The sequence below is a fragment of the Mesorhizobium sp. M7A.F.Ca.CA.004.06.1.1 genome, from assembly GCF_003999135.1.
Lineage (GTDB): Bacteria > Pseudomonadota > Alphaproteobacteria > Rhizobiales > Rhizobiaceae > Mesorhizobium.
Genome location: NZ_RZPQ01000112.1, coordinates 1 through 11346, shown reverse-complemented (window position 1 = coordinate 11346; position 11346 = coordinate 1). Strand labels below are relative to the sequence as shown.

12 protein-coding genes and 1 pseudogene are annotated in these 11346 nt (G+C 63.3%); 6 read left to right on the top strand and 7 right to left on the bottom strand.

Annotated features, from left to right (window positions below):
• From EN906_RS38185 to EN906_RS09850, 5 genes and pseudogenes are all read right to left on the bottom strand, one after another.
• A pseudogene (locus EN906_RS38185) lies at positions 1–120 on the bottom strand (sugar kinase); the annotation flags it as partial.
• 153 nt (positions 121–273) lie between these two features.
• Positions 274–903, bottom strand: a complete 630-nt coding sequence (locus EN906_RS09865; protein ID WP_127268747.1) for an HAD family phosphatase — start codon at positions 901–903, stop codon at positions 274–276.
• On the bottom strand, positions 903–2423 hold the full coding sequence (locus EN906_RS09860) for an FGGY-family carbohydrate kinase (RefSeq protein ID WP_127268746.1): 1521 nt from the start codon (positions 2421–2423) through the stop codon (positions 903–905). The genes EN906_RS09865 and EN906_RS09860 overlap by 1 nt, the downstream gene beginning before the upstream one ends.
• A gap of 162 nt (positions 2424–2585) precedes the next feature.
• Positions 2586–3386 carry a BtpA/SgcQ family protein gene (locus tag EN906_RS09855; RefSeq protein ID WP_023809131.1) on the bottom strand — a complete coding sequence of 267 codons (801 nt, stop codon included), beginning with the start codon at positions 3384–3386 and terminating at the stop codon, positions 2586–2588.
• Positions 3387–3425: 39 nt separating this feature from the next.
• Positions 3426–4286, bottom strand: coding sequence for a DeoR/GlpR family DNA-binding transcription regulator (locus EN906_RS09850; protein ID WP_127271648.1), 861 nt, complete (start codon positions 4284–4286; stop codon positions 3426–3428).
• Positions 4287–4451: 165 nt separating this feature from the next.
• Here EN906_RS09850 and EN906_RS09845 point away from each other — a divergent pair, with 165 nt between their 5' ends.
• The 6 genes from EN906_RS09845 to EN906_RS09820 all read left to right on the top strand — a co-directional run bounded on the left by EN906_RS09845 (position 4452) and on the right by EN906_RS09820 (position 10443).
• A complete protein-coding gene (locus EN906_RS09845) occupies positions 4452–5252 on the top strand; it encodes an SDR family NAD(P)-dependent oxidoreductase (RefSeq protein WP_127271331.1) in 801 nt (266 codons plus the stop codon).
• 174 nt (positions 5253–5426) lie between these two features.
• Complete coding sequence (locus EN906_RS09840; protein WP_127302116.1) at positions 5427–6602, top strand: ATP-binding cassette domain-containing protein; 1176 nt, start codon at positions 5427–5429, stop codon at positions 6600–6602.
• Entirely contained in the window at positions 6599–7429 is an 831-nt protein-coding gene (locus tag EN906_RS09835) for a carbohydrate ABC transporter permease (protein ID WP_013530271.1), read from the top strand. The genes EN906_RS09840 and EN906_RS09835 overlap by 4 nt, the downstream gene beginning before the upstream one ends.
• Positions 7430–7524: 95 nt before the next feature.
• Positions 7525–8820 carry a sugar ABC transporter substrate-binding protein gene (locus tag EN906_RS09830; protein ID WP_127272703.1) on the top strand — a complete coding sequence of 432 codons (1296 nt, stop codon included), beginning with the start codon at positions 7525–7527 and terminating at the stop codon, positions 8818–8820.
• A 115-nt stretch (positions 8821–8935) separates the two neighbouring features.
• The gene (locus EN906_RS09825; RefSeq protein WP_127268510.1) at positions 8936–9850 is read left to right on the top strand and encodes a sugar ABC transporter permease; all 915 of its coding nucleotides are present in this window, start codon (positions 8936–8938) and stop codon (positions 9848–9850) included.
• A 59-nt stretch (positions 9851–9909) separates the two neighbouring features.
• Positions 9910–10443, top strand: coding sequence for a hypothetical protein (locus EN906_RS09820; protein ID WP_127268511.1), 534 nt, complete (start codon positions 9910–9912; stop codon positions 10441–10443).
• 11 nt (positions 10444–10454) lie between these two features.
• On the opposite strand, the gene EN906_RS09815 is transcribed toward EN906_RS09820, so the two are convergent.
• Both EN906_RS09815 and EN906_RS09810 read right to left on the bottom strand, forming a co-directional pair.
• Positions 10455–11048 carry a hypothetical protein gene (locus EN906_RS09815; RefSeq protein ID WP_127268512.1) on the bottom strand — a complete coding sequence of 198 codons (594 nt, stop codon included), beginning with the start codon at positions 11046–11048 and terminating at the stop codon, positions 10455–10457.
• Positions 11045–11346: L,D-transpeptidase (locus tag EN906_RS09810; RefSeq protein ID WP_164777143.1), on the bottom strand; the 302-nt coding region annotated here is incomplete at its 5' end. The genes EN906_RS09810 and EN906_RS09815, both read right to left, overlap by 4 nt.

Below are 11346 nucleotides of genomic sequence, written 5' to 3'. Positions count from 1 at the left end.
GTCGATAGGTTGCCGGAAGCCGGTGCCCGTCTGCCTCGCGACGATCTCTACCAGGATTTCTCCGATCGTCACGGTTGGCCCGAGCGAGTCCGCTGCAAGTGTTCGGGGGAGGTCGTTCATCAAGCGTCCAATCCTGGGTGTGGTGTCGTTCGCGGTTTCACGACGCCGAGGCGCAAGAGGATTCCTACCGGATCGATGTGAATCGATCAGCTGCCATCACGCTACAAACCTGCATGCATGGTCAAGCGCACACTTGGAACGACGCGCAAACCCTCAGCCGGGAAACAGGTCCAGGATCGACGACAGGCGGTTGGTGCTGAGATCGACGTCGCCGAGCAGGCCGCCGCTGGGGAGATAGCCGACCACGAACAGACCGGCGGCTCGTGCTGCCTTTGTGCCGGTGCGGCTGTCTTCCACGGCCACCACCGACCCTGGAGCTACGGCGAGCTGCCGGCAGGCCTCGCGATAGGGCGTGGGGTCGGGCTTGCCGGCCGACACGTCGTCGAGGCTGATTGTGAGACTCATATGGTCGAGCACGCCGAGCCCATCGAGATTGGCATTGACGACTTGCCGGCCGGAATTCGAGACGCAGACCTGCGGGACGCCGCGGTCAGCCAGGGTCCGAATCGTCTCGACCGCCTCGGGGATCGGGACGGCGTTCGCCCGGTTCGCGACGTAGTGGGCATTGATAGCGGCGAGCCACTCCGCCTGGTCGAGCCCGACCGGGAGACGCGGACGCAGCATTGTCCAGACGTCGCCCATATGGATGCCGCGAAAGGCTTGGTCGGGCAGGTCGTCAAGATCGACGTTCCAGTTGCGGCAGCCGGCGAGGAGGGATTGATGATGCAACGGCTCGCTGTCGATCAGCGTTCCGTCGATGTCCCAGGCGACGGCGCGATACATCACGATGACGATCCCGCTCTGGTCGCGCCAGGAGCCGACAGGCGCGCATAAAGATCGCGATAGCGGCGATAGCCGTCGCGGTAGATGTCAGCCTTGCGCGGGTCGGGATCGAGCCGGTCGGCGAAGCTGACGAAACCGGAAACGCCCGACCAGTCGTCGGTCAGGCCGACGCCGATCGCCGCCGTCCAGGCAGCGCCGATACAAGAGCCGGGGTGCCCGGTCAGGCGTTGGACCGGCTTTTGCAGGACATCCGCGACAATCTGCATCCAGACCTTGCTGCTTGAGCCGCCGTCGGAGGCGAGATAGCGCTCGGTCCGGTGGCCCATGTCGTTGAGCACCTCGATATGATGCGCGATGGCGAAGGCATAGGCCTCGAGCAAAGCGCGCCAGACATGGCCGATATCGTGCGACAGCGTCAGCCCATCGATCACGCCACGAGCCGCTGGATCATGGATCGGCGTCTTCTCGCCGAGGAAGTAAGGCAGGACGGTGAGGCCGTCGGCACCGGCGGGACGCTCTGCCGCCAGCGCATCGAGCCGCTGGTGTACCGAAATACCATCGGCCTGTGCCGTGGCCATCTCGCCGCCGGCGAAATTGCGTACGAACCAGTTGAGGCCCGAGCCGCCGGTCGACATACAGCCATTGGGCATGAACAGGCCCGGCACCAGGTGGTAATCAAGATACATGCGGGGATCTGGCTTGATCTGATCGGTGGCGATCAGGATATCGACCGAGCCGCCGAATTTCAGGAGGACATCGCCTGCTTTGGCAACTCCGGCGCCGAGCGCGGAAGCGATCATGTCGGCCGCACCCCCGACGACAGGTGTTCCCGCCATCAGGCCGGTCTCATCCGCGGTCTTCGCCGAGACGGAACCGAGGATCTCATGCGAGGCGATCTTTCGTGGCACGGCCGAGCGCGGTATGTGGGCGAGCGCCACCAGGTCGTCGTCGATCCGGTGCGTCGAAACATCGACGAAGCCGGCCTCCAGCGCCCAGTTCTGCTCGACCGCACGTTCACCGGTGAGGCGCCAGTTGATATAGTCATAGGAGCCGAAAACGGTGGCGATGCGGCTGAACACCTCCGGCTCGTGACGCTCTATCCAGCGCAGCTTTGCGGTGACCAGCTGTTGGTTGATGCCGTTGCCGGCCTTGGCGATGAAAGCCGCCTCATCGCATTCGGTCCGCAGTTCGGCAACTTCGGCGCCACAGCGGCCGTCGCTCTGCTGGATGCTCGGTCGCAGCACCTCGCCCTGCTCGTCCAGAAGAACGACCGCCGGCAGCATGCCGGTGGTGCCGATCGCCACGATCTCTTCGGCCTTGATGCCGCTGGTCCTCAGCAGCTCCTGCACGATCTCGCGGACATTGGTCCACCATTGCGCGGGATCTTCCTCGGCCCAGCCCGCATGCTCGGAATGCAGCGTGACGGGGCGCGAGGCGAGGCCCAGCACCTGATCGGGAAGCCGGATCAGAATGCCGATCGTCGAGGTGGTGCCGATATCGAGACCGAGAACGAACGCCATGTCGAATCCATTGAAATGCCGGGAAGGGCAGGCGGGCGAACCTGTCTGCCTCGTCGTGTCCCGCTGCTCGATACCAGTCGATCATTCCGGACGCCGGCCCGCAACGATCGATATGATCACCGCGAGCCGGCGCGATGGCCGGCATCGCCGTGGAAGCCGTTCTCAGCGCAAAGTGGCGACAACGTCCATGAAGCGTTTGACCCGATCGCCGTCGACGGCGTTCCAGGTATTGCCATCGATCTTGAAATGGGTCCCGATCACGACCCCGCTCGCCAGCGAAAGGACATCGCGGACATTGTCGATGTTCACGCCGGTGTTGGCGAAGACCGGCACGTCCTTGATCGTCTCGCAGACGCTGCGCAGGTGGGACTGGTCGGCCGGCTGGCCAGTGATCGGACCGGAAACGAGGATGGCGTCGGCCATCGACGAGAACACCGCGCTCTTGGCGCGCAATTCAATAGGACGCTGGTCGAGCGAGTGTGCGAACTCTGCATTGATGTTGAAGAGAAGCTTCATGTCGTCGCGGCCAAGATTGTGCCGCAGGCGCGAGGCGGCGGCGCAATCGGGCTCCCACAGGCCCATGTCGGAAGCAAACAGGCCGGTGAAGATCTCGCGCACGAAACGGGCTCCGGTGGCAGCCCCGATCGCGACGCTGGCAGTCGGATCCCAGAGATAATTGACGCCAAACGGCACCTTCAGCTCGGGTTTCACCGCCTGGACGATCGCAGTCATGGCGGCAATACCTTCGGGCGGCGCCTTGAAGACATAGGGGCGGTCGTTCTCGTTGCCGAACATGATGGCATCGACGCCGCCGCTCTGCAGCTTGCGGATGTCGGAGAGTACGCCATCGATCAGCTTGTCGAGGCCGCCATCGGCATCATAAAGGGGCGTTCCCGGCAGGGCACCGATATGTGCCATCGAGATGACAGCCTTCTTCTTGTCGCCGAAAAATTCAAATACCATCGAGTCGTCTCCTTGGGGATAAAGTGAAAATGTTGCGCCTCAGTCGCGCGTCAGCGGCGGCGCGATGCGCAGGTCGACCTTGGCCGCGGCGAGCGCCGCGGCGATCTTGGCCGGCGGCTCGGCATCGGTGATGAGGATGTCGATGTCCGACAGTGGCGCTATCCGCACCAGCGACATGCGCAGGAATTTGGCGGAATCGCAGAGCACGATCTTGGTGCCTGAGCGTCTCAGATAGGCGCGCTTCATATCGGTATCATCGAAGGAATAGTCGAAGAGGCCGTCCGCCGTGATGCCGGAGACGCCGATCACGGCGACATCGAACCACAGCGCCTCGAACTGGGCGATGGCCGCGGGCCCGCCGGTCGACATCTCGTCGGCCCGTACACGGCCGCCGGCAACATAGACTTCGGGCACGCCGCCGTTCAGCGCCGCCGCGATCCTGAGGCTGTTGGTGAACACCTTGGCGTGCGGAAGGTCCTTGAGGTGCTCGGCCATCAGATAGGTGGTGGTGCCGACATCCAATGCGATCGTGCGGTATCCCGAAACCAAGGCGGCCGCGGCGGCGGCAATCGCGGCCTTCGGGTCACGGCGCTGGCGCAAGCGCGAATCGAAACTCGGCTCCTCACTGTCCATGGCGACCAGCGGCGGGTTGTCCGCCTCGATCGCACCTCCGTGGATTCGTACAAGCCTGCCCTCGCGCTCCAATTCGACCAGATCGCGGCGGATCGTCATGTCGGAAACGGCGAGTTCGGCCGCTGCCGCAGCGACGGTGAGCGACCCCGTGCGGCGCAGGAAAGCCAGGATGCGTGCCTGTCGATCGTGCGCGAGAAGGCGCTGACGATCGGCATCGCGCGGTGCGCCATGCGTGGACGATAGGGGAGAGGCGGTGTCGTCGGCCATCGATGTATCCGGTGGGTAAGCAGCTGACGAAGCGGTCTGCAACTTCGACTCTACCGCATGATCAAACATTTTCAAACAAAAATATGTTTGCAGTGTTCGAATTTATTGGTATGCATCTCGATATCAACAGAACGCGTTCCGCCACCAAGCAGAGAGAATACGACCATGCCGGCTGCCTCCGTCATTCCTCCAGTGCTTGCCGAACTCGCGGGCAAGCGTGCCTTTGTGACGGGTGGCGGCGCGGGGATCGGTCGCGCGATCGCGGCCGCCCTGACGCGGCAGGGTGTCGCCGTGGCGATCGGCGATCTGGATCCCGACGCCGCGCGCAAGGCGGCCGAGGAGATTGGCGGCGGTGCCGCCGCCGTCACGGTCGATGTTCGCCGTCGCGATTCCGTCGAGGCGGCCTTTGCCACTGTGCTGGAAGCGCTAGGCGGCTGCGATATCCTGATTGCCAATGCCGGCGTGTCCACCATGCAGCACGCGCTCGATCTGACCGACGAGGAGTGGGACTTCAACTTCTCGGTCAATGCGCGCGGGGTATTCCTCGCAAATCAGATCGCTGGACGGCATTTTGTCAAGCAAGGCACGGGCTGCATCGTCAACACCGCCTCGCTTGCCGCGAAGGTCGGTGCGCCGCTCCTGGCGCATTATTCGGCATCCAAGTTCGCCGTGCTCGGCTGGACGCAGGCCTTTGCCCGCGAGCTCGCGCCCAAGGGAATCCGCGTCAATGCCGTCTGCCCGGGGTTCGTCAAGACCGGCATGCAATCGCGCGAAGTCGAATGGGAGGCGCATCTGCGGCAGGTCACGCCCGAACGGGTGGTCGCCGACTATATCGCGCAGACGCCGCTCGGCCGGCTCGAGTTGCCGGAGGATGTCGCCGACGTCGTCGTGTTCCTCTGCTCGGATCAAGCCCGCTTCATGACTGGCCAGGGCGTCAACGTGACCGGCGGCGTCTACATGACCTGACGGCTTTTGGCGGCTGTAACCGGATCCTGATGCTGGCACGCGCCATCCAAAAAAGTGAACACATATGATCAGAAGGCAGGCTTTCAATGTTACATTTTGTTCTCTAAGATGACCGTTCGCTCGACTTCGGCCTTCGGCGTTCAGCCGGGTCAGACGGGTTCATGAGGAAAGTCTATGGCGTCTATCGAGCTCGATCGCGTTTCCAAGCTCTACGGCAATGGCAATTACGGGGTGCATGAGGTCGATCTCACCATTCCCGATGGTGAATTCGTGATCTTTCTCGGCCCGTCGGGATGCGGCAAGTCGACGACGCTGCGGATGATTGCCGGCCTGGAGAGTATCTCCTCCGGCGATCTTCGCATCGGCGGCAAGAGCGTCGCCAATGTCGCGCCGCGCGACCGCAACGTCGCGGTGGTTTTCCAGAGCTACGCGCTCTATCCGCATATGTCGGTGCGGCAGAACATGGCTTTCGGGCTGAAAATGCGCGGCACCGACGCAGCAGTGATCGATGCCAAGATTGCCGACGCCGCGAACCTGCTCGGTTTGCAGAATCTTCTCGGCCGCAAGCCGGCAGCGCTTTCGGGCGGCCAGCGTCAGCGTGTCGCGCTCGGCCGGGCGATCGTTCGCGAACCGGCGGCCTTCCTGCTTGACGAACCGCTGTCCAACCTCGATGCGCAGCTGCGTGCCGAGATGCGGCTCGAACTCGTCAAGCTGCACCGACGCCTCGGCCGCACCATCGTCCATGTCACGCACGACCAGGTCGAGGCCATGACCATGGGCGATCGCATATGCATCATGCGCGATGGTCGCCTGGTCCAGGCCGGCCGGCCGCTTGAAGTCTATGCCGACCCGGTCAACACCTTCGTCGCGCGCTTCCTGGCGACGCCGCCGATGAACCTCATTCCGGCCACGCTTCAGGCCGCACCTGGCGAAGGGCTCTCCGTCCTGACCGATAGTGGCGCCGTGCTTGCCGTCCCCGCCCGCCATCGCAACGCCTATGGCGAGCGTGTCGGGCGCCGCGTCATTCTGGGGGTGCGGGCCGAGGATTTCCACGAAAGCCCCGACAAGCCGGACTGGCAGAAGATTGCCGTACGGGTCGTGGCCGTCGAGGCCCTCGGCGCCGAGAACGTCCTGATCGGCCAGATTGCCGGTCAGGCCACCGGCACGGACGATGCCCATCCCGCCGGAGGCGGCAAGCCGTTGGAGATCGCCGCCCGCCTGAGCCGTTATTTCACGGCGCCCGTCGGCTCGATCGTCGAACTCTACATCGACCCGCTGCCGATGCACCTGTTTGATCCCGAAACCGAACTGGTGATCGCGCGGCCGAGCCTCATGAGGGCCGCTCGATGACCAGCATGGACAGAAACGAGCGGCCGGCCTTTCGTCGCCGCTTCGGCCTGCATTTCGGGCTGATTGTCGTTTGCGCCATCGTGCTGCTGCCGCCGCTCTGGGTGCTGCGGACGAGCTTCGTGCCCGAGCAGCTATCCTACAGCAACGAGCTGATGCCGGCCTTTACGACGGACAATTATTCGGCGCTCCTGTCGAGCCGCTTCGGTCAGTCCTACCTCAACAGCCTGATCGTCGCGCTCGGCTCGGTTCTGCTCGCATTGCCTTTTGCCGCCACCACCGGTTATGCCTTCGCCCGCTTCCGTACGGGCGGTCGGTGGGCGCGTTTTGCCGTTCTGGCGACGCAAATGCTGCCGCCCGTGGCGCTGGTGCTGCCGACCTTCACGCTGTTCCGAAGCCTGGAGCTCAGCAATTCGCTGACCGGGCTGATCATCGTCTATGCCGCGCTCAACCTGCCTTTCCTGACCTGGATCCTGATGGGCTTCTTCGAAGGCATTCCAGTCGATCTGGAGTGGGCGGCGATGACCGACGGCGCGACTGCCTGGGGCGCCTTCTGGCGCATTGTGCTGCCGGTGTCGATGCCCGGTATCGCGGCCGCCGGCGTCCTCGGCTTCATCCTGGCGTGGAATGAGTTTTTGTTTGCCCTGGTTTTGAGCGGGCCGAAGACGGCGACGATACCGGTTGCGCTCGCCGCGTTGCAGACCTCGAACGGCGTCCAGATCGCCAAGGTCTCTGCCGGCGTCGTCCTTGCCATCCTGCCGCTGGTCGTGGCTTCCCGCTTCATCCAGCGTTTCATCGTCCAGGGCTTGACGTTCGGCAGCGTGAAATAGGCCGGCCGCTCCGAGAGCCGACATGGCTCGCTAGCCGGTTATGAAATCGTGACGGGATCACCGCCGCGTCCAGAGGGAAAGAGGAGTAGAGAGTTATGACTTGGAACAAGCAGACCTTGATCAAAATGCTGATGACGGCCGTGAGCGGGGCAGCTGTTGTCAGCGCATCGCTTCCGGCCAGGGCGGCTGAGCCCATCACCTTGCACGCCTTGATGGAGGACGTGCCGGAAACCAAGATCATCGAAGCGCTGTTGCCCGAATTCGAGAAGCAGACCGGCATCAAGGTCGAGTTCGAGAAGATCGGCTATCCCGACATGCACGACAAGCTGGTGTCCCAGCTGACCGCGCCGCAGAGCTACTACAATGTGCTCGAGGTCGACTTCCTGTGGGCCGGCGAATTTCCGGCCGCCGGCTGGCTCGCCGATCTGAAACCCTTCGTCGAGAAATCCAAATACGATCTAGGCCCCTTCATTCCCTCGACGCTTGACCTGCTCGGCCGGACCAAGGATCAGCTGTTCCTGGTGCCCATGTACAACTACTCGATGGGCCTCCTCTACCGCACGGACCTGATCGGCGACGAGAAGCTCAAGGCCGCCTACAAGACGGCAACCGGCAAGGAACTCGCTTTGCCGACGACCCTCGAAGACTATGTGGCGATTTCCAAATTCATGAAGGCCAATGCAGGCGTCGCCGGAGCCGCGATGCAGGGCCAGCGCGGCGATCCCAACAGCATGGAATTCTCCAACTACCTGTTCTCCGCCGGCGGCAGCTATCTTAATGCCGACGGCAAGGCGAGCCTCGACACGGCAGAGGCCAAGAAGGCGCTCGATCTCTATGTCGACAACATCCAGCATGGCGCCCAGCAGGGTGCCATATCGGCGACACTCGATGACACCATGCGCCTGATGTGCAGCGGTTCCGCCTTCAGCATGGTCACCTATTGGTGGATGCTGCCGCAGATGGACGATGCCGTGAAGTGTCCGACGGTCGCCGGCAAGGTCGGCCTGTCGGTGATGCCGGGTGGCCATGGCGAAAGCGGCGGCTGGGGCTGGGGCATTCCCAAGAACACGTCGCCGGAAGAGCAGGAAGCCGCATGGACCTTCATCCAGTGGGTGCAGAGCAAGGATGTTTCGGTGAAGCGCGCGCTCGAGGGCCACGCGCCGGTGCGCAGCGATGTCTATGCCGATGCGGCGGTGCTGGCGAAATATCCCTTCTACAAGACCGCCGAGGATGTGGTGGCGACCGGCAAGTCGTTTCCGATCTTCACCTATTCGGCGCAATACGAGGATCTGCTCGGTACCCAGCTGTCGCTGGCGGCTGGCGGCCAGGCGACTTCGGAGGCAGCACTGAAGGCGGCTTCCGACGGCTTGCAGGGGCTCCTCGACAAATAGCGGTCCGGCTCGGCCAGGAGATCCGGCGCGGCGGTGTCAGCCGCGCCGGATCTTGTCCAGACCCCGGATCTTGACCAGACCAGGAACGCCACACCCCGACCAAGGCTCGGTTACGATGTTCAACGCGATCAAAAAAGGATTGGCTGCCCGTGGCCGCGAATGGCGGACCGGCTGGGCCTTTGCCTTGCCCGGCCTGCTGCTGCTGGCGATCGTGATGGGCTTTCCGCTGGCCTATGCCTGCATCCTCTCAATCTCCTCGATGACCTTGATCAAGCCGCAGCTTCTGCCGCTTGTCGGGTTCAAGAATTTCGCCTCGATGATCGGCGATGAGCTGTTCTGGAACGCGCTCTGGCTCACCGTGCGCTATTCGGCGGTGACGGTGGTCGGCGAATTCGTGATCGGGCTCGGCATCGCCCTGATGCTCAACCGGACGGTCCGGATGAAGCCGGTCTATTTCGCGGTTCTGACCATTCCCATGGCGATGTCGCCGATCAGCGTCGCCCTGATCTGGCGCATGCTGCTCCAGCCCAATCTCGGCATCGCCAATCATCTGATGGAAACGTTTGGCCTGCCGCGCCTCGACTGGCTAGGCACGCCAGGCATGGCGCTCTGGACGATGGCGGCGATCGACATCTGGCAGCAAATGTCCTTCGTCGTGCTGATCCTCGCCGCGGGGCTCGCCGCTTTGCCGCGAGATCCCTATGAGGCGGCTGAAGTGGATGGCGCACGCGGCTGGCAGCAATTCTTCTACATCACCCTGCCGATGCTTCGGCCGGTCGCGGCGATCACCATCATCATCCAGCTGATCAACGAGTTCCGGACCTACGATCTGCCTTATGTCCTGACCAAGGGCGGGCCGGGCAACGCGACCGAAGTGCTGAGCTTCTTTGCCTATCGCCGTGCCTTTCTCGGCCTTTCGCTCAACGAAGGCGCGGCAGCCGCCTTCGTGCTGCTGCTGATCGTCCTTCTGCTCACCGTGATCTTCTTTGCCGTCCTCGAACGCTCGCAAACGGGAGAGGGCCGGAAGTAGGCTGTTAAGCCTTGAGCAATCTATACAGCCTATCCTGGCTTGCAGATTGTCGAGGGAACATGAAACGCCAGCCGCTTCTGCTTTTCGCCTTTCCGTTTCTCATTCTGGCGGTCCTGGCAGGGGAGCGCATGGCGACCTTGTTGCTGGGCGCCTATCCGGCCAGCCCCACCGCATGGTGGCTATGGCTTGAACTGCGCCCTCTGTCGACGGTACTTTGGCAGCAGGTCGATGTCTGGCTGGGCGGCTCCATGGCTATCGACGCCGTCATTCTTGCCGCCGCAGCGATCGTCTGCTGGGTGGCGTGCCACGCCAAAAGATCGGCATCCTCGTTCCTCGCCAACCATGTCGCCCTGATTTTCGCTGGCCTGATGATCGCCGTCGGCAGCCATTCGGAAACGGCCAGCACGATTGCCGAATTCACCTCGCCCAAGGGTCTTCCGTATTCGCTGGCCGTCGATTTCACCTTGAAGAACAGCCTGGTGCTGCTTTTTGGCATCGTGGCCTGTGCCTACTGCCACATCGCCTTCCTCACTGAGGCGCGGGAGCGGTCCGTCCGGGCCATCCGCATCCTGGCGCTGCAGCGCGATCTCTAGAGCAATGGCGTCTAGTTGATCCGGCGGTAATAGACCTTGCCGTCGGGCTGCTGGATGCGCTGGTAGTTGGAGCTTGGGGCAGGGGGCGAGGCCGATGCTATTCTCTTCCTGGGTGCGGGTGCTTCGATGACGCCGGGCTCGCTCGCGCTCTCGCCGTCGAGCGCTTCGGGCGCTTGCGCCAGCGTGCTGGTGGCGAATTCGGACGGTTCTTCCGCACCTGGCATGGCCTCGCCGCCGGCGACCGGCATAGTCTGCCCCAGCCGGGCAATGCCGGCATCGATCTCGTTGAAGCTGCCTTGCAACTGGCTGTCCAGTTTCTCGAACCGGCTCTGAAAACCGTTGTTGACCGTGTCGAGCCGGGCCGCGATCCGCTGCTCGAACGCGCCGAGCTGCTCCAGCCGCGCTTCGACGAAGCGCAGGTCGCTCATGCCCCGATAGAGATAGACCGCGGCCGCCATGTTGACCGCGGTGATAAGAAGCGCGCCACCGGCGACGATGACGCCGATCGTCTTTGCCTTGCTGAATTTCTCGGTGGCAACCGGTTCTCGCTGTTCCTGGTTTCCGATATCGATCGCCGGCATGTCCGGTTCGCTGATCATCGTCATTGGACCACCACCTTTGCGCCGACAGCGACGCGTTTGAAAAGATCGATCACATCCGTGTTGGTGAGACGAAAACAGCCCGATGTCCCATCGAAGCCGACACCCGACGGGTCGTTGGTGCCGTGTATGCGGTAGAGCGTGTCGCGCCCGTCCCGCGACAGGTAGAGCGCCCTTGCGCCGAGCGGATTGTAGGGACCGGCGGGCACCATTTTCGGCAGCTCCGGCTGGCGGGCCCGCATTTCCTGCGGCGGGCGCCACTCCGGCCATTCGGTCTTCGCCCCGACCTTGACGATTCCGGTCC

Bases quoted from the DNA above. Each gene is read 5' to 3' on its own strand.
- EN906_RS09865 (WP_127268747.1), bottom strand. From the start codon at position 903: ATGTATCGCGCCGTCGCCTGGGACATCGACGGAACGCTGATCGACAGC.
- EN906_RS09860 (WP_127268746.1), bottom strand. From the start codon at position 2,423: ATGGCGTTCGTTCTCGGTCTCGATATCGGCACCACCTCGACGATCGGC.
- EN906_RS09855 (WP_023809131.1), bottom strand. From the start codon at position 3,386: ATGGTATTTGAATTTTTCGGCGACAAGAAGAAGGCTGTCATCTCGATG.
- EN906_RS09850 (WP_127271648.1), bottom strand. From the start codon at position 4,286: ATGGCCGACGACACCGCCTCTCCCCTATCGTCCACGCATGGCGCACCG.
- EN906_RS09845 (WP_127271331.1), top strand. From the start codon at position 4,452: ATGCCGGCTGCCTCCGTCATTCCTCCAGTGCTTGCCGAACTCGCGGGC.
- EN906_RS09840 (WP_127302116.1), top strand. From the start codon at position 5,427: ATGGCGTCTATCGAGCTCGATCGCGTTTCCAAGCTCTACGGCAATGGC.
- EN906_RS09835 (WP_013530271.1), top strand. From the start codon at position 6,599: ATGACCAGCATGGACAGAAACGAGCGGCCGGCCTTTCGTCGCCGCTTC.
- EN906_RS09830 (WP_127272703.1), top strand. From the start codon at position 7,525: ATGACTTGGAACAAGCAGACCTTGATCAAAATGCTGATGACGGCCGTG.
- EN906_RS09825 (WP_127268510.1), top strand. From the start codon at position 8,936: ATGTTCAACGCGATCAAAAAAGGATTGGCTGCCCGTGGCCGCGAATGG.
- EN906_RS09820 (WP_127268511.1), top strand. From the start codon at position 9,910: ATGAAACGCCAGCCGCTTCTGCTTTTCGCCTTTCCGTTTCTCATTCTG.
- EN906_RS09815 (WP_127268512.1), bottom strand. From the start codon at position 11,048: ATGACGATGATCAGCGAACCGGACATGCCGGCGATCGATATCGGAAAC.